Origin of the sequence: Pseudomonas sp. M2(2023) (assembly GCF_030263955.1) — a bacterium.
GTDB classification, from domain to species: domain Bacteria; phylum Pseudomonadota; class Gammaproteobacteria; order Pseudomonadales; family Pseudomonadaceae; genus Aquipseudomonas; species Aquipseudomonas asiatica.
The window spans coordinates 3996689-4020697 of sequence record NZ_CP127114.1 but is presented as its reverse complement, the minus strand read 5'-3'; the positions used below and the strand labels follow the sequence as shown (position 1 = coordinate 4020697).

Below are 24009 nucleotides of genomic sequence, written 5' to 3'. Positions count from 1 at the left end.
GCCTGAGCAAAACGACAGGAGTTACACATGTCTTTCAATACCGGCCTTAGCGGCCTCTATGCAGCGAACAAGGCCCTGAACGTTACCGGCAACAACATTGCCAACGTTGCCACCACCGGCTTCAAATCGTCGCGTGCCGAATTCGCCGACCAGTATTCCAACTCCATTCGCGGCACCAGCGCCGGCAAGACCGTGGTGGGCACTGGTGTGAAGACTGCTGCGGTGTCGCAGATGTTCTCCCCGGGCAATATCAACGGCACCGGCCAGGCCTTGGACATGGCCATCGATGGCAACGGCTTCTTCGTGATGAGCGACGGCGGTTCGAAGATCTACACCCGTGCCGGTGCGTTCTACAGCGACAAGGATGGTTACGTGGTCAACTCGTCGGGCGCCAACCTGCAAGGTTATGCAGTGGATGCCAATGGCAAGATCATGCAGGGCGTGCTGACCAACCTGCAGATCGATACCTCGAACCTGACGCCCAATCCGACCGGAAAAATCTCCGAGAACGTCAACCTGAACTCCAGTGCCACCGCGCCGGCTGTGACGCCGTTCGATCCCACCAATACCGGCAGCTACAACTACACATTCAACACTGACGTGTACGACAGCCAGGGTAACGCGCACCAGTTGAACCAGTACTTCGTCAAGGATGCCAGCAGCAACTCCTGGACCATGTACACCACCATCGATGGGCGTAACCCGGCCGACCCGACCTTGACCACGCCACTGACCAACAAGCTGCCGTTCAAGTCTGACGGCACCCTGGACACCGCGGCCATGACCGCAGGCCCGGTAGCCGGTGGCATGACCATCGCTGCCGACAAGACCTTCACTCTGGGCAACTGGATCCCGGCGCAGAAGAACGCTGCCGGCGTATGGAGCCCTAACGGCGCCACTGCCAACCTGGCCGGGGTGAACCTGGACATGCTCGGCACCACTCAGTACAACGCGGCAAGCGCCACCACCGCCAAGAGCCAGGACGGCTTCGCTACCGGTGAGCTGTCGGGCCTGACCATCGATCAAAGCGGCAACATGTTCGCCAACTTCACCAACGGCCAGGACAAGGTAATCGGCCAGGTGGCCATCGCCAACTTCGCCAACCTGCAGGGCCTGACGCCGATTGGCGGTACCAGCTGGCAAGAGTCCTACGCCTCGGGTGTGCCGGTAATCGGCGCTCCGGACACGGGTACTCTTGGCCAGATCAGTGGCGGTGCGCTGGAAGACTCCAACGTCGACCTGACCGGCGAGCTGGTCAACCTGATCAAGGCACAGAGCAACTATCAGGCCAACGCCAAGACCATCTCCACCGAAAGCACCATCATGCAGACCATCATCCAGATGGCCTGATGGTCATTGGGGCCGCAAAGCGGCCCCAAATTCTCGAGGTCCCAACGCATGAAACGGCTAATGCTCACAATCCTGTTGACCATGGCCCTGCCGCTCGCGGCCGCTCCCGCCCCGTTCTACCAATGGCAAAGCCTGGCCACCGGTCGCTACATGTGCTCGGCCAGCAGCCCGGGCGAAGGCTGGGTGCGCCATTCCGGTCCCTACAACAACGCCGCTTGCCGCACCTTCTAAGCAAACCCTTGCCGCAGGCGGCAAACATCCGCCGACAAACTGACGTTTATTGCCCCTCACCATGCTGAACCCCCTGTAAACAAGGGCTTTCAGAGTTGGTTCGATTATTGCTTTGACCTGCGCAGTGACAGCGCGGCAGCTACGCGCAGAGGAGATGCTGTGGACAAACTGCTTTATGTGGCCATGACCGGCGCCAGCCAGAACGCGCTGGCGCAGAAGGCCCACGCCAACAACCTGGCGAACATTTCCACCAACGGTTTCCAGCGTGACCTGGAGCAGGCACGTTCGATGCCGGTGTTCGGCGACAGCTTTCCGTCGCGCGCCTTTGCCATGACCGAACGCCCGGCCACCGACTTCAGTGAGGGCCCAATGGTCGAGACCGGCCGCGACCTGGATGTGGCGGTGACCGGCAAGGGGTTCATTGCCGTGCAGGCGCCCGATGGCAGCGAAGCCTACGTGCGTACCGGCAGCTTGAACATCGATGCCCTTGGCGTGCTACGTGCCGGCAATGGCATGCCGGTGATCGGTAATGGTGGCCCGATCGCCATTCCGCCGGAGCAGAAGGTGGAAGTGGGCGCCGACGGCACCATCAGCATTCGCTCCATGGGTGAAGACCCGCGGGTGATGGCCGAGGTCGACCGCATCAAGCTGGTCAACCCAGACACCAAAGGCCTGGCCAAGGGCCTGGACGGCTTGATCCATACCCGCGACGGTCAGCCGGCCGACGCCGACGTCAACGTGCGGGTGGTGTCGGGTTTCCTGGAAGGCAGCAACGTCAATGCCGTCGAGGAAATGACCTCGGTGCTGGCGCTGTCCCGTCAGTTCGAACTGCACGTCAAGATGATGAATACGGCCAAGGAAGGCGACGAAGCCATGGCTCGGGTTTTGCAAATCGGCTAATCACTTTTGAACGGGTGCCGTAAAACAGGCGCACGAGGAGAATCAACATGCTTCCGGCTCTTTGGGTCGCTAAAACCGGCCTGTCCGCCCAGGACACCAACCTGACGGTCATTTCCAACAACCTGGCCAACGTCTCGACCACTGGTTTCAAACGTGACCGCGCCGAGTTCCAGGACCTGCTGTACCAGATCCGCCGTCAGCCTGGCGCCCAGTCTACGCAGGATAGCGAGCTGCCCTCGGGCCTGCAGGTCGGTACCGGTGTGCGTATTGTCGGCACCCAGAAAAGTTTCGTTGCCGGCAGCCTGCAGACCACCGAAAACCCGCTGGACATGGCGGTCAACGGCCGTGGCTTCTTCCAGATCCTGCAACCGGACGGCACAGTTTCGTATACCCGTGACGGTACCTTCCACCTGAACTCCGACGGCCAGATCGTCACCGCCAACGGTTACGCGCTGGAGCCTGCCATCGTCGTGCCGAACGACGCGCAGACCTTCACCGTCGGCCAGGACGGCACCGTGTCGATCACCACCGCCGGCAATCCGGCTGCGCAGGTGATCGGCAACATCCAGACCGCCGACTTCATCAACCCGGCGGGCCTGCAGGCGATTGGCGACAACCTTTTCCTCGAGACCGCCGCCAGTGGCGCGCCGCAGGTTGGCACCCCGGGCCTGAACGGGTTCGGCACCACCCTGCAGCAGACCCTGGAAAACTCCAACGTCAGCACCGTGGAGGAGTTGGTGAACATGATCACCACCCAGCGTGCCTACGAGATGAACTCCAAGGTCATTTCTACGGCTGACCAGATGCTGTCGTTCGTTACTCAACAGCTCTGAAGCAGGCAGCTCTAACCCCGTCACTCCGTTGCACCCATGAGGTAAGCGTCATGAATCGTCTGTTGTCCGTTTTCGCCCTGGGGGGGGCGGTGTTGCTGGCAGGCTGCGTCGCGCCGACGCCCAAGCCCAACGACCCGTACTACGCGCCGGTACTGCCGCGCACCCCGTTGCCGGCAGCGGCCAACAACGGTTCGATCTACCAGGCCGGTTTCGAGCAGAACCTGTACAGCGACCGCAAGGCGTTCCGGGTGGGTGACATCATCACCATCACCCTCAACGAGCGCACATCGGCCAGCAAGAACGCCGGCTCGCAGATTCAGAAAAACAGCAACGCCAACATCGGCCTGACGTCATTGTTCGGCAGCACGCCGAGCACCAACAACCCGTTCGGCAGCGGTGACCTGTCGCTGGAGGCCGGCTACAGCGGCGAGCGCGCCACCAAGGGCGACAGCAAGGCCACCCAGGGCAACACCCTGACCGGTTCCATCACCGTGACCGTGGCCGAAGTGCTGCCCAACGGCATCATCGCCGTGCGCGGAGAGAAGTGGCTGACCCTGAACACCGGCGAAGAGTTGGTGCGCATTGCCGGCATGATCCGCGCCGACGACATCGCCACCGACAACACCGTGCCGTCCACCCGTGTGGCCGACGCGCGCATCACCTATTCCGGTACCGGCTCGTTCGCCGATGCCAGCCAGCCCGGGTGGCTGGACCGCTTCTTCATCAGCCCGCTTTGGCCTTTCTGAGTACGGATGACCATGTTCAACGTGAGGCAGCTGATTGCCGCAACCCTGCTCCTGTCCTGTGCTTTTGGCGCCCAGGCCGAGCGCCTGAAGGACATCGCCAGCATTTCTGGCGTGCGCTCCAACCAGCTGATCGGTTACGGCCTGGTGGTGGGGCTCAACGGCACGGGTGACCAGACCACCCAGACGCCGTTCACCCTGCAGACCTTCAACAACATGCTGTCGCAGTTCGGCATCAAGGTGCCGGCCGGCTCTGGCAACGTGCAGCTGAAAAACGTTGCGGCAGTGTCGGTGCATGCCGACCTGCCGGCGTTCGCCAAGCCAGGCCAGGTGGTGGACATTACCGTGTCCTCGATCGGTAACTCCAAGAGCCTGCGCGGTGGCAGCCTGCTGATGACCCCGCTCAAGGGTATCGATGGCAACGTCTATGCCGTGGCCCAGGGCAACCTGGTGGTGGGCGGCTTCGATGCCGAGGGCCGTGACGGTTCGAAGATCACCGTCAACGTTCCGTCGGCCGGTCGCATCCCTGGCGGTGCTACCGTCGAGCGTGCGGTGCCGAGCGGCTTCAACCAGGGCAACAGCCTGACCCTGAACCTCAACCGCCCCGACTTCACCACCGCCAAGCGCATCGTCGACAAGGTCAACGACCTGCTCGGCCCAGGCGTGGCCCAGGCCGTGGACGGCGGTTCGGTGCGTGTCACTGCGCCGATGGACCCTAGCCAGCGCGTGGACTACCTGTCGATCCTCGAGAACCTCGAGATCGACCCGGGCCAGGCGGTCGCCAAGGTCATCATCAACTCGCGCACCGGCACCATCGTCATCGGCCAGAACGTCAAGGTGTCGCCGGCCGCGGTGACCCACGGCAGCCTGACCGTGACCATTACCGAAGACCCGATCGTCAGCCAGCCGGGGCCGTTCTCCAACGGCCAGACCGCCGTGGTGCCGCGCTCACGGGTCAATGCCGAGCAGGAAGCCAAGCCGATGTTCAAGTTCGGCCCGGGCACCACGCTGGATGAAATCGTCCGCGCGGTGAACCAGGTGGGCGCGGCGCCCAGCGACCTGATGGCCATCCTCGAAGCCCTGAAACAGGCCGGCGCGTTGCAGGCCGACCTGATCGTGATCTGAGGACGGTGCGGATGAACAGCAAAAGCTTGGTTTCCGGCAGCGTCGACAGCGGTGCTTACACCGACCTCAACCGCCTCAGCTCGCTGAAGGTGGGTGACCGCGACAGCGAAGCCAACGTGCGCAAGGTGGCCCAGGAGTTCGAATCGCTGTTCATCAGCGAAATGCTCAAGGCCTCGCGCAAGGCCAGTGACGTGCTGGCCGACGACAACCCGATGAACACCGAAACGGTGAAGCAGTACCGCGACATGTACGACCAGCAGCTGGCCGTGAGCATGTCCCGCGAAGGTGGGGGTATCGGCCTGCAGGATGTGCTGGTACGCCAGTTGACCAAAGGCCGTAGTGCGTCCATCAACACCAGCCCGTTCCCACGGGCCGATGCCAGTGGCCCGGCATTGTGGGGCAGCAAGGTGGCGGAGCCGGCGCATGCCGCTGATTCGGCGTCTGGCCGCAACGATGTTGCCGCGCTCAATGCGCGGCGACTGGCGTTGCCGAGCAAACTCACCGACCGCCTGCTGGCCGGCATCGTGCCGTCGGCGGCCACCGCTAACAGCGCTGCCGTGCCGGCCCGTGACGGTCAGCAGGTAGCCCAGGCCTTCGCCGTGCCGGACAACGGCCTGCGCATACTTGGCCGCGCCGTGGCCCAACCGCCACTGGCCCCGAACAAGGCCTTTGCCGACAGTGACGAGTTTGTCGCCACCATGCTGCCGATGGCCGAGCAGGCTGCCAAACGTATTGGTATCGACCCGCGCTACCTGGTGGCCCAGGCCGCTCTGGAAACCGGCTGGGGCAAATCGGTAATGCGCAATACCGATGGCAGCAGCAGCCACAACCTGTTCGGCATCAAGGCCACCGGCAACTGGCAGGGCGAGCAAGCGCGGGCGATCACCAGCGAGTTCCGTGACGGCCAGTTCGTCAAGGAAACGGCTGCTTTCCGCAGCTACGACTCATACCAGGACAGCTTCCACGACCTGGTAAGCCTGTTGCAGAGCAATTCCCGCTATCAAGATGCCCTGAATTCGGCCGATAACCCTGAGCAGTTTGCAAGAGAGCTGCAAAAGGCAGGTTATGCGACCGACCCGGGCTATGCGAAGAAAATCATCAGCATCGCCCGGCAAATGCAAGCAACCCCGCAATACGCCATGGCTGGCAGAACCACGAATCTATAAAAGGACTAAATCATGTCGAGCCTGATTTCCATCGGCCTGAGTGGCCTGAGTGCCAGCCAGGCGGCATTGTCGGTCACCAGTAACAACATCGCCAACGCTGCGACCAGTGGCTATTCGCGCCAGCAGACGATCCAGGCAGCGGGCCCTTCGCACAACATCGGCGCGGGCTTTTTGGGCACCGGTACCACGCTGTCGGATGTACGCCGCATCTACAGCGCCTATCTGGACAACCAGTTGCAGACCGCCACCTCGCTGCAGGCCGATTCGGTCGCCTTCCAGGACCAGATCACCAGCGTCGACAAGCTGCTGGCCGACCGTGACACCGGCATCAGTTCGGTCCTTACCGCATTCTTCTCGGCCCTGCAGACCGCATCGGCCAAGCCTGGTGATGTTGCCTCGCGGCAGCTGCTGCTGACCCAGGCGCAGACCTTGAGCAACCGCTTCAACGCGGTGTCCACGCAGCTGAACCAGCAGAACGAGGTGATCAATTCCCAGCTCGATACGCTGGCGGGGCAGGTCAACAAGCTCACCGGCAGCATCGCCGAATACAACAAGCAGATCGCCGCGGCCAGCGGCACCGGCAACACGCCCAACAGCCTGCTGGACGCACGCAGCGAAGCCGTGCGCCAGCTCAACGAGCTGGTCGGTGTAACGGTGCAGGAGCGTGACGGCAACTACGACGTCTACCTGGGCAGTGGCCAGTCGCTGGTCACCGGCAACAAGGCCAACACCCTGTCGGTACAGCCGGGTACCGCCGACAAGAGCCAGGCCAGCCTGCGCATCAACTATGAGTCGTTCAGTTCCGACGTGACCTCGGTGATCACCGGTGGCACCATCGGCGGCCTGTTGCGCTATCGCCAGGACGTGCTGACGCCGTCGATGAACGAGCTCGGCCGTGTCGCCCTGGTGGTAGCCGACAGCATCAACAGCCAGCTGGGCCAGGGCCTGGATGCCAACGGTCAATTCGGCAGCTCGCTGTTCTCCAGCATCAACAGTGCCACCGCCGTTGCCCAGCGCAGCCTGGCCTCGTCGAACAACAGTGCCGGCTCTGGCAACCTCAACGTGACCATTGCCGACAGTGGCGCGCTGAGCACCTACGACTACGAGGTGAAGTTCACTAGCGCCAATCAGTACAGCGTGCGCCGCTCCGACGGCACCGATATGGGCACCTTCGACCTCAGCGCCGACCCGGCACCAGTGATCGACGGCTTCAGCCTGTCGCTGAATGGCGGAGGCCTGGCGGCTGGGGACAGCTTCAAGGTGATCCCCACCCGTTCGGCAGCCGGTAGCATCACCACCACCCTCACCGATGCCAACAAGCTGGCTTTTGCCGGGCCGATCAGTGCCACGGCGGGCAGCGGCAACAGTGGTACCGGCACCATCACCCAGCCAACGCTGGGCGAATCGCTGAACATCTATGGCGGTGCCGATACCGCGCTGGTGCAGCAGGCGATACGGGATTCGATGCCGGTGCGCGTGGTGTTCGATGCCGCCAGCGGGGGTTCGCAAGGCTACAAGCTGTACGATGCCAAGGGCACCCAGATTGGTACCGGCAGCGTGGTGCCAGGGCAGGACAACAAGCTGTCGATCGCCGTGCCGATGCGTGATGCGTCCGGTAACCCGATTCTCGATGGCAGCGGCAATCCGCGTACCTTTGCCGTCGAAACCACCATTGGCGGCAGCCCGGCTACCAACGACAGCTTCACCCTGTCGTTCAATGCCGACGGCAAGGCCGACAACCGCAACGCCAACGCACTGCTGGACCTGCAGACCAAGTCGACTGTGGGCACCAACTCCGGCACCGGCACCAGCTTCACCTCGGCCTATGCCTCGCTGGTCGAGCGGGTAGGGGCCAAGGCCAGCCAGGCCGCCATCGATACCACGGCGACCCAGGCGGTGTTCAAGTCCGCCGCCGAAAGCCGAAGTGCCGTGTCGGGCGTCAACCTCGATGACGAGGCGGCCAGCCTGGTGAAGTTCCAGCACTACTACACGGCGTCGTCGCAGATCATCAAGGCGGCGCAAGAAACCTTCAGCACCCTGATCAACGCCTTGTAAGGAGTAGACTACCGTGCGCATTTCCACTGCTCAGTTCTACGAGACCAGCGCCACCGGCTACTCGCAGAACTACTCCAACCTGGCCAAGATCACCGAACAGGTTACCTCCAAGTCGCGCATCCAGTCGGCCGGCGACGACCCGGTCGGCGCTGCGCGCCTGCTAGTGTTGCAGCAACAGAGCGCCTTGCTGGACCAGTACAGCGGCAACATGACCACAGTCAAGAACGCCCTGTTGCAGGAAGAGAGCGTGCTGTCGACCATCAACGATGCCCTGCAGCGCGCCAGCGAGTTGGCGATCCAGGCCGGCAACGGTGGCCTGAGCGATGCCGACCGTACCTCGATTGCCAGTGAGATCAAGGAAATCGAAGCCAACGTCTTCGGTCTGCTGAACTCGCGCGACGCCAACGGCGACTACATGTTTGGCGGCTCCAAGTCGTCGACCCCACCCTATGTGCGCAGCGCCGACGGCACCTACAGTTACCAGGGCGACCAGACCCAGCTGAGCCTGCAGGTGTCCGACACCCTGCGCCTGGCGACCAACGACACCGGCTACAGCATTTTCGACCAGGCCACCAACAACAGCCGCACCCAGTCGAACCTGGTGGCACCGTCGCCGGATGATGGCAAGGTGCTGCTCTCTGGCGGCCTGCTGACGTCGGCCACCACCTACAGCAACCAGTTTGCTGCTGGCCAGCCTTATACCGTCACATTCACCAGTGCCACCGAGTACAGCGTGAAGGACGCAGCCGGCAACGACATCACCACCGAAACGGCGGGCAAGGGCAAGTTCGACGTCAACACCGAAGGCGGCAAGATGATTTCGCTGCGGGGCGTCGACTTCGAAATCAACCTGAACCTGGCGGAGGGCGATGATGCCGACGCCGTGGTGGCGGGCCACGTTTTCACCCTCGAAGCCAAGCCAGACACCCTGACTGCCACCCGCAGCGCTGGTAACCCATCGACCGCGCAGGTAACCGGTACCAGTATCACTGACCCTGATGCCTACCGCAGCACCTTCCCGAGCAACGGTGCGGTGATCCGCTTCACCAGTGATACGGAGTATTCGCTGTATGCGCAGCCGTACTCTGCCGATAGCAAGCCTATTGCCTCCGGTACACTAGGAGCGGGCAATGCGATCACGGTGGCCGGCGTTACCTACCAGTTCGACAGCGCACCAGCCCAGGGTGACCAGTTCTCGGTCAATGCCAATACCCACCGCTCACAGAACGTGCTGGACACCCTGGGTCAGCTGCGCAGTGCCCTGGAAAAGCCCCTTGACTCGCCAGAGGCGCAGGCTGCGCTGAAAACTGCCACCGACTCGGCGATCTCCAACCTGGCCAGTGCCCGTGACCGCATCGACATTACCCGTGGCTCCATCGGTGCACGGGCCAACTCGCTGGAAATTCAGGCGCAGGAGAACGAAAGCCTGGGCTTGGCCAACAAAAGCACGCAAAGCGCTATCGGCGATACCGACATGGCTTCGGCGACCATCCAGCTGACGCTGCAGCAGGCCATGCTCGAAGCCTCGCAGCTGGCCTTTGCGCGTATTTCACAGCTGAGCCTGTTCGACAAGATCTGATCGGGCGCCTGGCAGGCTGGAGCGCTCGCCCTAGTGGGCGCTGCTGCCCTGCTCAATTTCTGGAAGCTGGCGCGATCCCCGTGGGAGCGGGTTTACCCGCGAACACCGGCGCAGCCGGTGCCATCCACCGCGTCGCCTGCTTCGCGGGTGAACCCGCTCCCACAGGTGTCGATCAGGTTTCAGGATCCCACTTAGTTGTGGATGCTTTTTGCTGACTTACGCGTCAGAAGCTACCCCGCAGGTGTTGTGTCTGTTCGGTCACTCCCCGAATTCCCCAAGTCCCCCACACCTTCCGCACGGCTTTCGTAGCATTTCAATGTGACCAATGAGTCAAAACGGTCATCTTCCCTGTATTCTATGCAACAGCTGTTGCAGCATTTTGTTACCGGTGCGCAGGCGAACACTGCCTTCAACCCCCAGTGGTGACGCTCCGGTATTTGGCGCCCTCAATTCATCGAGTGGTGGTCTTTGGCTGTTTTCATTGGGAAGCCAGAATGATTGGCATCAAAAGCATCGCGAGTTACGTGCCCACCGCTGGCCTGGACAACTATGTCCAGGGTGCGAAGTTCGGCAAGGACGAAGAGTTCATGTTCGGCAAGATCGGCGCATCGTTCCTGCCGCGCAAGGCCGCCGAGCAGGAAACCTCCGACCTGTGCGTGGAAGCCGCCCAGGCGCTGTTCGCCAGTAATCCCGACCTCGACCCGCAATCGATCGATGCGCTGATCGTGGTCACCCAGAACGGTGACGAAGAAGGCCTGCCGCACACTGCCGCCATCGTCCAGAGCAAGCTCGGGCTGTCTACCCGCGTGGCGGCGTTCGACGTGTCGCTGGGCTGCTCCGGCTACGTGTACGGCTTGTATGCCATCAAGGGCTTCATGGAAGCGGCGGGGCTGAAGAACGGCCTGCTGATCACCGCCGACCCGTATTCGAAGATCGTCGACCCCGAAGACCGCAACACCACCATGTTGTTCGGTGATGCTGCCACGGCTACCTGGATGGGTGAAAACGCGGTCTGGAACCTGGGCCAGGCGCGCTTCGGTACCGACGGTTCCGGTGCCGAGCACCTCAAGGTGAGTGATGGCAAGTTCTTCATGAACGGCCGCCAGGTGTTCAACTTTGCTCTGGTCAAGGTGCCGGCGCATCTGCACGAGCTGCTGGATGCCAGCGGCCTGAAGTCGTCGGATATCGATGCCTTCTGCATCCACCAGGGCAGTGCGGCGATTGTCGATGCCGTGGCCCGGCGTTTCGAAGAGAACCATCCGGAAAAGTTCGTCAAGGACATGCTGGAAACCGGTAACACCGTTTCTTCCAGCGTGCCGCTGCTGCTGCAGAAGCACATGCTCGACGGCAGCTGGAAGCGCGTGGCGATCAGCGGCTTTGGCGTGGGCTTGTCGTGGGGCTCGGCCATCCTGTACCGCGACTGATCCCCCAGCAGTCCAAAAAAAGCGCCCGGCGGCCACCGCCCGGCGCTTTTTTTATACCTGAAAAAAATGTCTCGCCCCACTTCAGGCTCTGTGAGGCAACTGTCCAGCTCAAAAACCTGAAAACCTGCGCCACTCCCTGTAGGAGCGGGTTCACCCGCGAACACCGGCGAAGCCGGTGCCAATCACCGCGTCGCTTTCTTCGCGGGTAAACCCGCTCCCACACGGGGACGATGGTGCTACTGGGGTATGGCATTTAGCCTGCTCGTACACGGTTTTTGACGCCAATAAACCGCCCTTAACCCCTTGATTTCTCAGGGCTGGCCCCATGCCAGCATTTTTTTTTCAAAAACGCCCTCAAGCAACCCGCACACCCGACGATAACTATTACGAAGGTTCTCTAGGCCACACCCGGCTGTCGCCAGGGCCGGAAGCCGCAGTATCCATACAACGAGGAATTCGTCATGGCTTTGACCGTTAACACCAACATCACCTCCTTGGGCGTTCAGAAGAACCTGACCCGTGCTTCCGACGCGCTGGGTACCTCGATGTCCCGTCTGTCCTCTGGCCTGAAAATCAATAGCGCCAAAGACGATGCCGCTGGCCTGCAAATTTCCAACCGTCTGACCAGTCAGATCAAAGGTCTGGCCGTCGGCGTGAAAAACGCCAACGACGGTATCTCCATCGCCCAAACCGCTGAGGGCGCGATGCAGGAGTCGACCAACATCTTGCAGCGCATGCGCGAACTGGCCCTGCAATCGGCCAACGGCTCGAACAGCGACGATGACCGTGCTTCCCTGCAGCAAGAATTCACCGCACTGACCGGCGAACTGAATCGTATCGCCAGCACCACCACCTTTGGTGGCCGTAACCTGTTGGACGGCTCGTTCGGCAGCACCTCGTTCCAGGTCGGCGCCAACGCCAACGAAACCATCTCGTTCGGTATGAGTGACCTGAGCGCCACTGGTCTGAAGGGCTCCTACAGCACCGCTACTGTCAATGGCGGTAACATGTCGGGGATGGCTGCGAGCCTGACTGGGGGTACTACGACTCTGGGCAGCACTGCTGTTACCGGTTTGGCTACTGCCGACTTCGTGCCTACTGGTAACGAGAAGCTCAGCGTCAATGGTGTTGACATCACGCTGACTGCGGCTGATGACACTATGGCGAAGATCGCTACCGCCATTCAAACCCAAGTTGTAGCTGCCGGTGTGACTGGCTTTACTGCAGCTGCAGGTGGTACTGGTGCGCTTACCCTGACCAACCCAGCCGGCCCAGTTTCCATTTCCGGTGCTGATGTGGCCAAATTTGGTCTTACTGCTGGTACCAAGAGTACGAATACTGATACTGCCTCTATCCCACCTAGCGCCGGTTCGTTCAAGCTGAACGGTGTTGCGGTGAGTTGGAACGGTACTACTAATACTGTGGATGATGTGCTCAATCAGATGAAGGCAATTGCCGGCGTTTCCGACGCAACTATTGCTGACGGTCGCATCTCCATTACTTCGAAAGATGGTTCCAAAATCAAGCTGGAAGATGGTGCTGGCACCAACAGCGGCTCCCTGGCTCAACTGGGTCTGACCAGTGGTACCACTGATGTGAAACTGACTGCCGACACCTCCCTAAAAATCGGTTCGACTGAAGTCAAAATTGCCAAAGGCAGCGACTTGGATGCCGTAGTTTCCGCTATCAACAGCGCAAGCACTGGCGTGACCGCGACCAAGACTGACGATGGCAAGCTGGTTCTGTCCGGTAAGTCGGACATCACCATCACAGCCGGTGGCAAGGGCTCTCTGGGCGACTTGGGTCTGGTTGATGGCACCACTAACGCTGCTGAAACCCAGACTTCGGTGTCTGACCTGAGCATCTTGAGCGCTGCTTCATCGCAGCAGGCTATCCAGTCTCTGGATGCAGCAATCCAGCAAGTTGACAGTCAGCGCGCCCAGTTGGGTGCTGTGCAAAACCGTTTCAACAGCACCGTTGCCAACCTGCAGAGCATCTCGGAAAACTCCACTGCTGCCCGCAGCCGTGTACAGGACGCCGACTTTGCTGCCGAAACCGCTGAGCTGACCAAGCAGCAAACCCTGCAACAGGCATCCACCGCGATCCTGTCCCAGGCCAACCAGCTCCCATCGTCGGTACTGAAACTGCTGGGCTAAAACCGAAAGCTAAGTAGTTTTGACGAAGGGTACGGCGACGTACCCTTTCGTCTTTTCAAGTAAAAGAGGTGTAAGACATGGATATGAGCGTGAAACTGGGCCTGTCCTATCCCGCCTCCGCTGCGCCCGACACCACATCGAGCAAGCGGCAAGCCGGCGAACAGGCGGCGAATGAGTCTGTCGCCAAAGAATCCAAGCCTGTAGCTCGGGAAGAGCTGGAAACCGCCGTGAGCGCCATACAGGACTTCGTCAAGGCTTCAGAGCGACAACTCGACTTTTCGATCGATGACTCCACCGGCCAGGTGGTGGTCAAGGTCATTGCCCGCCAAAGTGGCGAAGTCATTCGACAGCTGCCCTCCGAAGTGGCGCTGAAACTGGCGAAAAATCTGAAGGATGCCAACAGCCTGTTGTTCGATATCCAGGCCTGAGTTGGCACGGCTTTTGTTGTAAAGCGGCAGGGATGCGTTTTCGTCGAGAATTCGACGGTCACCGTATAAGGAGCGTGAGAGATGGCGAGTTCAACCATTACCGGCCTGGGATCGGGTCTTAAAATCGACGAGATCGTCGCGGCGCTGGCTTCTGCCGAAAAGGCACCCAAGCAGTCGCAGATCAACACCCAGACCCAGAAGGCAACCACATCGTTGTCCGCCATTGGTACTGTCAAAAGTGCGCTTGACACTTACCGCTCCGCCATCGCAAAACTCAACACTGCCACCAGTTTCAATGGGTTGAGTGCAACTTCTTCTGATACCGCAGTCGCCAAGATGACCATTGCTGATGGTGTGTCATCGGGCACGTATGCCTTGGAAATTACGCAGCTGGCCACGGCGTCGAAGATTTCGACCAAGGTTTATGGTGGCAACTCCACTGTGGTTAATAGCTCTGGTCAGGCGCAAGCCCTGACCATCGGTCAGGGTGCAAATACTTACAACGTCAATATCGCTGATGGAGCAACGCTCCAACAAGCGCGTGACAGCATCAATAGCCAGTTGCAGTCCAAAGGGGTTACGGCCAACATCGTGACCGATGCCAGTGGTTCGCGTCTGGTGTTTTCCTCAACAAAGATGGGGGCGGGCACCGATTTGACGTTGAGCGGTACCTCTGATCTCGCGGCCGACACTAAAGTTATCGCAGTACCGCAGAATGCAAAGTACACGTTGGATGGCTTGGCGCTTGAGTCTGCCTCAAATACCGTAACTGATGCGGTCAGCGGTCTGACCATCGAGATGGTCAAAGAGGGTAAGTCATCGCTTTCTGTATCCAGTAATACGGATACGCTGAAAACGTCGGTGCAGTCGTTCATCTCGGCTTACAACGCCCTTATGACGTCGATCAATAGTGTCACAAAAGTTACGTCCAGTGATACCAGTGCTACCGGTGCCGCACTGACGGGGGATGCGACGATGCGTTCAATGGTCAACTCCATTCGCAGTGAGTTGACGCGCTCCGTGGGTGAGGGCGGTTTGCGCACGCTTTCGCAACTGGGTATCAATACCGTTCAGAAAACTGGCTTGCTTGAGCTGAACGAGACAAAGTGGAATACCGCCGTAAAGGCCTATGGTGCCGACATCAGTGTGCTGTTTACTGGTAAAGATGGCTTGCTGACTCGCATGACCACGGCAACCGAGGATTACGCAAAGTCAGGTGGTATTCTTGCTTCGCGGCAAACGAGCCTTAGCTCTCAGCTCAAAGAGCTTGAAGAATCGCAAACCGCCCTGGACCGCCGTATCGAGTCGCTGACCGAAACCCTGACCAAGAAATACAACGCCATGGACACCATGGTTGCCCAGCTCAAGGCCACCAGCGACAGCGTCATGAGCACGCTGAATGCACTGAACAAAGCCAACAGCGACGACTGACCGCACTAAAGAAAGCCGGGGCAGGGCCGATGTAGTAAGTATGCGGCCCCTGTCCAGCAGCCCCGTTCACTGAGGATCCCCCATGCACCCGATGAGAGCCCTTCGCCAGTACCAGAAGGTCAATTCACACGCTCAGATTTCCGAAGCCACTCCGCACCGCTTGGTGCAGATGTTGATGGAAGGCTCGCTCGATCGCATGGCCCAGGCCAAGGGTGCGATCGCGCGCGGCGACGTGGCGCAGAAAGGGATGATGCTGGGCAAGGCCATCGACATCATCGGCGGCCTGCGTGAAGGCCTGGACAAGGAAAAGACCGACAACCCGGACGAACTGGACCGCCTGGACAGCCTGTACGACTACATGGCCCGTCGACTGACCCAGGCCAACCTGCACAGCGACCCGGCAATTATCGATGAAGTCGCACAGCTGATGATCACTGTGAAAAGCGGCTGGGACGCCATCGCCTCCGCCGAGCAATAACACCCTGAGGACACCCCTATGAGCGCGTTGCAGCAAATTGAAGATACCCGTCTGGCCCTGAGCCAGGCCCTGCAAGCGCGCGACTGGGCGGCCATTGGTGAGCTCGACCTGGCGTGTCGGGCGCTGATGGATGAAGTGCTGCAGGAGGGGCAGGGGGATGAAGCCGCCGTGCGGGCTAATCTGGAAGCGTTGATGGCGGTTTATCGTCAGCTAATCGACGTTGCAAGTGACGAGCGTCAATCGTTGGTCACACAAATGTCGAATATCAACCAAGCGAAACACGCCACAAAGGTATACCATCTGTTCAGCTGAAGCTGGCCAGAATGCAACGCTTCGGCGCCATAAATTTGACTGCCTTTAAGTTTTTGACTTTACTAGTGGCTGTTTTCGAATTTCAGACGTCCGAACACTGACCATTCAGTCGGAATGATGTCGAGCACGCCCTCGGGCGCCGATATGACTAGGGAAGTTGCTATTGCATGTGGCGTGAAACCAAGATTCTGCTGATCGACGACGACAGCGCACGCCGCCGCGACCTGGCGGTGGTGCTTAACTTCCTCGGCGAAGAAAACCTCGCTTGCTCCAGCCAGGACTGGCAGCAAGTGGTCGAGCCGTTGTCTTCGAGTCGCGAAGTGCTGTGCGTGCTTATCGGCACTGTAAATGCCCCGGGCAGTGTGCTTGGGCTCGTTAAGACAGTGACTGGGTGGGATGAGTTCCTTCCGGTTCTGCTTTTAGGTGAAATTTCTTCTGCGGAGTTCCCGGAAGACCTTCGCCGCCGGGTGCTTTCCAACCTGGAAATGCCGCCAAGCTACAGCCAGCTGCTGGATTCGCTGCACCGTGCCCAGGTCTATCGCGAGATGTACGACCAGGCGCGCGAGCGTGGTCGCCAGCGCGAACCCAACCTGTTCCGCAGCCTGGTCGGCACCAGCCGTGCCATTCAGCACGTGCGGCAGATGATGCAGCAAGTGGCCGATACCGATGCCAGCGTGCTGATCCTGGGTGAGTCCGGCACCGGCAAGGAAGTGGTCGCGCGCAACCTGCACTACCATTCCAAACGCCGCGAAGCGCCGTTCGTGCCGGTCAACTGCGGTGCGATCCCGGCCGAGCTGCTGGAAAGCGAACTGTTCGGCCACGAGAAGGGCGCCTTCACCGGGGCGATCACCAGCCGTGCCGGGCGCTTCGAGCTGGCCAACGGCGGTACCCTGTTCCTTGACGAAATCGGCGACATGCCGTTGCCGATGCAGGTCAAGCTGTTGCGTGTGCTGCAGGAGCGTACTTTCGAGCGCGTGGGCAGCAACAAGACCCAGAGCATCGATGTGCGCATCATTGCCGCGACCCACAAGAACCTCGAGACCATGATCGAGGAGGGTACGTTCCGCGAAGACCTGTACTACCGCCTGAACGTGTTCCCCATCGAGATGGCGCCGCTGCGTGAGCGGGTGGAAGACATCCCGCTGCTGATGAACGAGCTGATCTCGCGCATGGAGCACGAGAAGCGCGGGTCCATCCGCTTCAACTCCGCGTCGATCATGTCGCTGTGTCGCCATGGCTGGCCGGGCAACGTACGTGAGCTGGCCAACCTGGTCGAGCGCATGGCGATCATGCACCCGTACGGGGTGATTGGCGTTTCCGAGCTGCCGAAGAAATTCCGTTACGTCGATGACGAAGACGAGCAGATGGTCGACAGCCTGCGCAGCGACCTGGAAGAGCGCGTGGCGATCAACGGCCATACGCCGAACTTCAGCAACCACGCCATGCTGCCACCTGAAGGCCTGGACCTGAAGGATTACCTGGGCAGCCTGGAGCAGGGCCTGATCCAGCAGGCGCTGGACGATGCCAACGGTATCGTTGCGCGCGCAGCTGAACGTTTGCGCATTCGCCGCACCACCCTGGTCGAGAAAATGCGCAAGTACGGCATGAGCCGCCAAGGCGGCGAGGAGCAGGCGGAGGATTGACGCCTGGCGGTTGTCTGTACCGGCCTCTTCGCGGGCACGCCCGCCCCCACAGGAACGATGCACAGCTTGATTCGATGATATCCCTGTAGGAGCGGGTTCACCCGCGAAGGGGCCGGCACAGCCAACCCAAATCCCTATCTCCGGCACGGCTATTGCTACACCGCTGGTAACACACCGTTTTTATGACGGTCAGCCACGCGAGAGAGCAAGATGCCCCAGGCCGCCCACGTAATCCGAGCCCCCGATCCGCAGGGGCAAACCCCGATCGAGCAGGACAGTCGCCAGGGTGTCGAGCAGGCCTTCGCCCTGTTCAATCAGGTGTCCAGCCAGTTGAGTCAGTCCTACAGCCTGCTGGAGGCCCGGGTCAGCGAGCTCAAGGGCGAGCTGGCGGTGGTCAGCGCCCAGCGCATCGATGAACTGAGCGAAAAGGAACGCCTGGCCAACCGCCTGCAAAACCTGTTGGACCTGCTGCCCGGCGGGGTGATCGTGATCGATGGCCAGGGCCTGGTACGCGAAGCCAACCCGGCAGCCTGCGAATTGCTCGGCGAGCCGCTGGTCGGCCAGCTGTGGCGCCAGGTGATCGCCCGCAGCTTTGCCCCACGCAAGGATGACGGCCACGAAGTCTCGCTGCGCGATGGCCGCCGCCTGTCCATTGCCACTCGCTCGCTGGATGCCGAACCTGGCCAATTGGTGTTGCTCAACGACCTGACCGAAACCCGTCGCCTGCAGGACCAATTGGCTCGCCACGAGCGTCTGTCGTCGCTGGGGCGCATGGTCGCCTCGCTGGCGCACCAGATCCGCACGCCGCTGACGGCGGCAATGCTCTATGCCAGCCACTTGGCTGACCCCGAACAAGACCTGGGCGCGGAAACCCGCCAGCGCTTTGCCGGCACCCTGAAGGAGCGCCTGCACGAGCTGGAGCATCAGGTGCGCGACATGTTGGTATTCGCCCGTGGCGAGCTGCCGCTGGGTGATCGAGTCACGCCAAAAGCCCTGTTCCAGGCTCTGCAGCAGGCTGCCCAGGCGCATGTGCAAGGGCACGCCGTGCGCTGGCAGTGCGACAGCCACCTGGGTGAGCTGCTGTGCAACCGGGACACCTTGATTGGTGCATTGCTCAACCTGATCGAAAATGCGCTGCAAGCCAGCGACGGCCCGGCGCGCCTGAAGGTGCACCTGTTCCGCCGCGAGCGCAGCCTGCATCTGTGTGTAAGCGACGCCGGCAGTGGCATAGATGCCGACCTGCTCGGTCGTCTGGGCGAGCCGTTCCTGACCACCAAGGCCACTGGCACCGGCTTGGGCCTGGCCGTGGTCAAGGCCGTGGTGCGTGCGCACCAAGGTACGCTGCGCCTGCGCTCCAAGGTTGGCCGTGGCACCTGTGTGCGGGTGGAGCTGCCGTTGATCGGTGGGCAGCTGGCGGAGGGCATGTAATGACGATCAAGGTGCTGCTGGTCGAGGACGACCGTGTATTGCGCCAGGCGCTGGGCGATACCCTGGAAATCGGCGGTTTCGCCTACCAGGCGGTAGGCAGTGCCGAAGAAGCGTTGGAAGCGGTGCTGGAGGAGGCCTTCAGCCTGGTGGTCAGCGATGTGAACATGCCTGGCATGGATGGGCACCAACTGCTGGCCCGGCTGCGCCGCCAGCAACCGCAACTGCCCGTGTTGCTGATGACTGCGCATGCCGCGGTGGAGCGCGCCGTCGAGGCGATGCGCCAAGGGGCTGCCGACTATCTGGTCAAGCCGTTCGAGCCCAAGGCATTGCTCAGCCTGGTCGAGCGGCATGCCGCCGGGCGCGTGGCTGAAGAAGAAGGCCCGGTGGCTTGCGAGCCAGCCAGCCGACAGTTGCTGGAGCTGGCCGCCCGCGTGGCGCGCAGTGACTCGACCGTGCTGATTTCGGGCGAGTCCGGCACCGGCAAGGAAGTGCTGGCGCGCTATATCCACCAACAGTCGGCGCGCGCGGCTCAACCCTTCGTGGCGATCAACTGTGCGGCCATCCCCGACAACATGCTCGAGGCCACCCTGTTCGGCCACGAGAAGGGCGCCTTCACTGGCGCCATTGCCGCCCAGGTCGGCAAGTTCGAGCAGGCCGAGGGTGGCACCTTGCTGCTCGATGAAATCTCGGAAATGCCGATGGCTTTGCAGGCCAAGCTTTTGCGTGTGCTGCAGGAGCGCGAGGTGGAGCGGGTCGGCGGGCGCAAGCCGATCAGCCTGGATATCCGTGTGCTGGCCACCACCAACCGTGACCTGGCTGGCGAAGTGGCTGCCGGGCGTTTTCGTGAAGACCTGTACTATCGCCTGTCGGTGTTCCCTCTGGCCTGGCGCCCGCTGCGCGAGCGCCCAGGTGACATCCTGCAACTGGCCGAGCGCTTGTTGGCGCGCCACGTGGCCAAGATGAAGCATGCCCCGGTGCGCCTGTCGCCCCAGGCACAGGATTGCCTGCAGGCGTACGCCTGGCCGGGCAACGTACGCGAACTGGACAATGCCCTGCAGCGGGCGTTGATCCTGCAGCAGGGTGGGGTGATTGAGGCGGCGGATTTCTGTCTGGCGGGCGCCATTCCATTGTCAGCTGGCACAGAGCCATCGCTCGAGGTGGTGACCGAGGCTGGCGGGCTGGGCGATGACATGCGTCGTCATGAGTACCAGATGATCATCGACACCCTGCGAGCCGAGCGCGGCCGCCGCAAGGAGGCGGCCGAACGCCTGGGGATAAGCCCGCGTACCTTGCGCTACAAGCTGGCGCAGATGCGCGATGCCGGGTTTGACGTCGAGGCCAGCCTGTTCGGCTGATTGATACCGCATCCTGCTGCGCGTGCGACCCTTGTGGGAGCGGGTTTGCCCGCGAACACCGGCGAAGCCGGTGCCATACACCGTGTCGCATTCTTCGCGGGTGAACCCGCTCCCACAGGGCTATGTTGCCTGAACCCTGTAGGCTGGCACCTTTGTTGCTTTAGGTTGGCTATCCGCCGCATCACTGTCAAAAAAATGCGGCCGCAGGAGAGAGAAGGGTCATGAGCCAAGGTGTTGAATTCAATCGTCTGATGTTGGACATGCGGGCCATGCAGGCCGATGCCATGTCGCTGCCCAAGGTGGCCGCCGCCCCCGAGCTGGCACCGGGGCAGAGTACCTTTGCCGACATGCTCGGCCAGGCCATCGGCAAGGTGCATGAGACTCAGCAGGCTTCGACCCAACTGGCCAACGCTTTCGAGATCGGCAAGAGTGGCGTCGACCTGACCGACGTGATGATCGCTTCGCAAAAGGCCAGCGTGTCGATGCAGGCCCTGACCCAGGTACGCAACAAGCTGGTCCAGGCGTACCAGGACATCATGCAGATGCCGGTTTGAGGACGGACGTAAACCATGGCTGAAGCAGTCGTCGACAACGCCCCTGCCAAGAGCGGCCCGCCCGCGGCCAAGCCGCCGCTGTTCGGCATGGCGTTTCTGGAAAACATCGCGCAGATGCCCATGCTGCGTCAGATCGGCCTCATGGTCGGCCTGGCTGCCAGCGTGGCGATCGGCTTTGCCGTGGTGCTGTGGTCGCAACAACCCGATTACCGTCCGCTGTACGGCAGCCTGGCCGGCATGGACACCAAGCAGGTCATGGATACCCTGGCCGCCGCCGACATCCCCTACAACGTCGAGCCCAACTCCGGGGCTCTGCTTGTCAAGGCCGACGACCTCTCCCGTGCGCGCCTGAAACTGGCGGCCGCCGGGGTGGCGCCAAGCGATGGCAACGTCGGTTTCGAGCTGCTCGACAAGGAGCAGGGCCTGGGCACCAGCCAGTTCATGGAAGCCACCCGTTACCGTCGCAGCCTGGAAGGCGAGCTGGCGCGTACCGTGTCCAGCCTGAACAACGTCAAGGGCGCGCGCGTGCACCTGGCCATTCCGAAAAGCTCGGTGTTCGTGCGTGACGAACGCAAGCCCAGCGCCTCGGTACTGGTCGAGTTGTACCCGGGCCGTGCCCTGGAAGCAGGGCAGGTGATGGCCATCGTCAACCTGGTCGCCACCAGCGTGCCGGAACTGGACAAGTCCCAGGTCACAGTAGTCGACCAGAAGGGCAACCTGCTGTCCGAGCAGATCCAGGACACCGCCCTGACCCAGGCAGGCAAGCAGTTCGACTACAGCCGCCGGGTAGAAAGCATGCTCACCCAGCGGGTACACAACATCCTGCAGCCGGTGCTGGGCAATGACCGCTACAAGGCCGAAGTGTCTGCCGACCTGGACTTCAGCGCGGTCGAGTCCACCTCCGAGCAGTTCAACCCCGACCAGCCGGCACTGCGCAGCGAGCAATCGGTCGATGAACAACGTGCCAGCAGCCAAGGCCCGCAAGGCGTGCCTGGCGCGCTGAGCAACCAGCCGCCAGGCGCTGCATCGGCACCGCAGACAACCGGTGGCGCCGCCACGCCGGCTGCTGCCATCCAGCCAGGCCAGCCGCTGGTGGATGCCAATGGTCAGCAGATCATGGACCCGGCCACCGGCCAGCCTATGCTTGCGCCGTATCCGTCGGATAAACGTCAGCAGAGTACCAAGAACTTCGAGCTCGACCGCTCCATCAGCCATACCCGCCAGCAGCAGGGGCGCATGACCCGCCTGTCGGTGGCGGTAGTGGTGGACGATCAGGTCAAGATCGACCCGGCCACCGGCGACACCACCCGTGCGCCTTGGGGCGCCGAGGACCTGGCACGCTTCACGCGCCTGGTACAGGACGCGGTCGGCTTCGATGCCAGCCGTGGCGACAGCGTGACGGTGATCAACGTGCCGTTCGCCGCCGACCGTGGCGAAGAGATCGCCGATATCGCCTTCTACCAGCAGCCGTGGTTCTGGGACATCGTCAAGCAGGTGCTGGGCGTGGTGTTCATCCTGGTACTGGTATTCGGTGTGTTGCGGCCGGTACTGAACAATATTACAGGGGGCGGCAAGCAGGCTGCCCCGGACAGCGACATGGAGCTGGGCGGCATGATGGGTCTGGATGGCGAACTGGCCAACGACCGCGTCACTCTGGGTGGCCCGACAAGCATTCTGCTGCCTAGCCCCAGCGAGGGTTACGAGGCACAGCTCAACGCAATCAAAGGCCTGGTGGCCGAAGACCCGGGCCGCGTTGCCCAGGTCGTGAAAGAGTGGATCAACGCCGATGAGTGACAACCGAGCCGTTACCGCCAAGCTGAGCCGCGTCGACAAGGCGGCAATCCTCCTGCTTTCTTTGGGCGAGACCGACGCGGCCCAGGTGCTGCGGCACATGGGGCCAAAGGAAGTACAGCGGGTGGGTGTGGCCATGGCCCAGATGGGCAATGTGCACCGTGACCAGGTCGAGCAGGTGATGAGCGAGTTCGTCGAAATCGTCGGCGACCAGACCAGCCTGGGCGTGGGCTCCGATGCCTACATCCGCAAGATGCTCAACCAGGCACTGGGCGAGGACAAGGCCAACGGCCTGGTCGACCGCATCCTGCTCGGTGGCAACACCAGTGGCCTGGACAGCCTCAAGTGGATGGAGCCGCGCGCCGTTGCCGATGTGATCCGCTACGAGCACCCGCAGATCCAGGCCATCGTGGTCGCCTACCTCGACCCCGACCAGGCCGGCGAAGTGCTGAGCAACTTCGACCACAAGGTGCGCCTGGACATCGTCCTGCGCGTGTCGTCGCTGAACACTGTGCAACCGGCGGCGTTGAAGGAGCTGAACCAGATCCTCGAGAAGCAGTTCTCGGGCAATTCCAACGCGGCACGTACCACCTTGGGTGGCATCAAGCGCGCCGCCGACATCATGAACTTCCTCGACAGCTCGGTGGAAGGTGCGCTGATGGACGCGATCCGCGAGATCGACAGCGACCTGTCGGAGCAGATCGAAGACCTGATGTTCGTCTTCAACAACCTGGCCGATGTCGACGACCGTGGCATCCAGGCGCTGCTGCGCGAAGTCTCGTCCGACGTGCTGGTGGTATCGCTCAAGGGCGCCGACGAGCGGGTCAAGGACAAGATCTTCAAGAACATGTCCAAACGTGCCTCGGAGCTGTTGCGCGACGACCTGGAGGCCAAGGGGCCGGTGCGGGTCAGCGACGTGGAAACGGCGCAGAAGGAAATCCTCACCATCGCCCGCCGCATGGCCGAGGCCGGCGAGATCGTGCTCGGCGGCAAGGGTGCCGAGGAAATGATCTAAGGTCTTCGCGAT

The 24009-nt window shown here is 61.7% G+C and carries 21 protein-coding genes; all 21 read left to right on the top strand.

Annotated elements, in window-relative coordinates:
* Positions 1–27: 27 nt before the first annotated feature.
* The 21 genes from flgE to fliG all read left to right on the top strand — a co-directional run bounded on the left by flgE (position 28) and on the right by fliG (position 23997).
* Positions 28–1350: a flagellar hook protein FlgE gene (flgE, locus tag QN085_RS18540; protein WP_023661398.1), complete on the top strand. Its 1323-nt coding sequence runs from the start codon at positions 28–30 to the stop codon at positions 1348–1350.
* 60 nt (positions 1351–1410) lie between these two features.
* On the top strand, positions 1411–1581 hold the full coding sequence (locus tag QN085_RS18535) for a hypothetical protein (protein ID WP_013973623.1): 171 nt from the start codon (positions 1411–1413) through the stop codon (positions 1579–1581).
* A 159-nt stretch (positions 1582–1740) separates the two neighbouring features.
* A complete protein-coding gene (gene flgF, locus QN085_RS18530) occupies positions 1741–2481 on the top strand; it encodes a flagellar basal-body rod protein FlgF (protein WP_023661399.1) in 741 nt (246 codons plus the stop codon).
* Positions 2482–2528: 47 nt separating this feature from the next.
* Complete coding sequence (gene flgG, locus QN085_RS18525) at positions 2529–3314, top strand: flagellar basal-body rod protein FlgG (RefSeq protein WP_013973621.1); 786 nt, start codon at positions 2529–2531, stop codon at positions 3312–3314.
* 50 nt (positions 3315–3364) lie between these two features.
* Entirely contained in the window at positions 3365–4060 is a 696-nt protein-coding gene (gene flgH / locus QN085_RS18520; RefSeq protein WP_013973620.1) for a flagellar basal body L-ring protein FlgH, read from the top strand.
* A 12-nt stretch (positions 4061–4072) separates the two neighbouring features.
* Entirely contained in the window at positions 4073–5182 is a 1110-nt protein-coding gene (locus QN085_RS18515; RefSeq protein WP_015271237.1) for a flagellar basal body P-ring protein FlgI, read from the top strand.
* A gap of 11 nt (positions 5183–5193) precedes the next feature.
* A complete protein-coding gene (flgJ, locus tag QN085_RS18510; protein ID WP_013973618.1) occupies positions 5194–6348 on the top strand; it encodes a flagellar assembly peptidoglycan hydrolase FlgJ in 1155 nt (384 codons plus the stop codon).
* A gap of 12 nt (positions 6349–6360) precedes the next feature.
* Entirely contained in the window at positions 6361–8403 is a 2043-nt protein-coding gene (flgK, locus tag QN085_RS18505) for a flagellar hook-associated protein FlgK (protein WP_023661001.1), read from the top strand.
* A 13-nt stretch (positions 8404–8416) separates the two neighbouring features.
* Positions 8417–9982, top strand: a complete 1566-nt coding sequence (locus QN085_RS18500; protein ID WP_023661002.1) for a flagellar hook-associated protein 3 — start codon at positions 8417–8419, stop codon at positions 9980–9982.
* A gap of 494 nt (positions 9983–10476) precedes the next feature.
* Entirely contained in the window at positions 10477–11406 is a 930-nt protein-coding gene (locus QN085_RS18495; RefSeq protein ID WP_023661003.1) for a ketoacyl-ACP synthase III, read from the top strand.
* Between the two features lie 461 nt (positions 11407–11867).
* Positions 11868–13562, top strand: coding sequence for a flagellin N-terminal helical domain-containing protein (locus QN085_RS18490; protein ID WP_023661004.1), 1695 nt, complete (start codon positions 11868–11870; stop codon positions 13560–13562).
* Positions 13563–13639: 77 nt separating this feature from the next.
* The gene (locus QN085_RS18485) at positions 13640–13990 is read left to right on the top strand and encodes a flagellar protein FlaG (RefSeq protein WP_023661005.1); all 351 of its coding nucleotides are present in this window, start codon (positions 13640–13642) and stop codon (positions 13988–13990) included.
* Between the two features lie 81 nt (positions 13991–14071).
* The gene (fliD, locus tag QN085_RS18480; RefSeq protein WP_023661006.1) at positions 14072–15421 is read left to right on the top strand and encodes a flagellar filament capping protein FliD; all 1350 of its coding nucleotides are present in this window, start codon (positions 14072–14074) and stop codon (positions 15419–15421) included.
* Between the two features lie 82 nt (positions 15422–15503).
* The gene (gene fliS / locus QN085_RS18475) at positions 15504–15899 is read left to right on the top strand and encodes a flagellar export chaperone FliS (RefSeq protein ID WP_023661007.1); all 396 of its coding nucleotides are present in this window, start codon (positions 15504–15506) and stop codon (positions 15897–15899) included.
* 18 nt (positions 15900–15917) lie between these two features.
* Positions 15918–16211, top strand: coding sequence for a flagellar protein FliT (fliT, locus tag QN085_RS18470; protein WP_023661008.1), 294 nt, complete (start codon positions 15918–15920; stop codon positions 16209–16211).
* A 167-nt stretch (positions 16212–16378) separates the two neighbouring features.
* Positions 16379–17854, top strand: coding sequence for a transcriptional regulator FleQ (gene fleQ / locus QN085_RS18465; RefSeq protein WP_015271222.1), 1476 nt, complete (start codon positions 16379–16381; stop codon positions 17852–17854).
* 210 nt (positions 17855–18064) lie between these two features.
* Positions 18065–19282, top strand: coding sequence for a sensor histidine kinase (locus QN085_RS18460; protein WP_023661009.1), 1218 nt, complete (start codon positions 18065–18067; stop codon positions 19280–19282).
* Complete coding sequence (locus QN085_RS18455) at positions 19282–20637, top strand: sigma-54-dependent transcriptional regulator (protein WP_100412941.1); 1356 nt, start codon at positions 19282–19284, stop codon at positions 20635–20637. The genes QN085_RS18460 and QN085_RS18455 overlap by 1 nt, the downstream gene beginning before the upstream one ends.
* A gap of 221 nt (positions 20638–20858) precedes the next feature.
* Entirely contained in the window at positions 20859–21191 is a 333-nt protein-coding gene (gene fliE / locus QN085_RS18450; protein WP_013973606.1) for a flagellar hook-basal body complex protein FliE, read from the top strand.
* A 15-nt stretch (positions 21192–21206) separates the two neighbouring features.
* A complete protein-coding gene (fliF, locus tag QN085_RS18445) occupies positions 21207–22985 on the top strand; it encodes a flagellar basal-body MS-ring/collar protein FliF (RefSeq protein WP_013973605.1) in 1779 nt (592 codons plus the stop codon).
* Positions 22978–23997 (top strand): flagellar motor switch protein FliG, encoded by a 1020-nt coding sequence (fliG, locus tag QN085_RS18440; protein ID WP_013973604.1) that lies wholly within the window; start codon positions 22978–22980, stop codon positions 23995–23997. Before fliF ends, fliG begins: the two co-directional genes overlap by 8 nt.
* Positions 23998–24009: the final 12 nt, after the last annotated feature.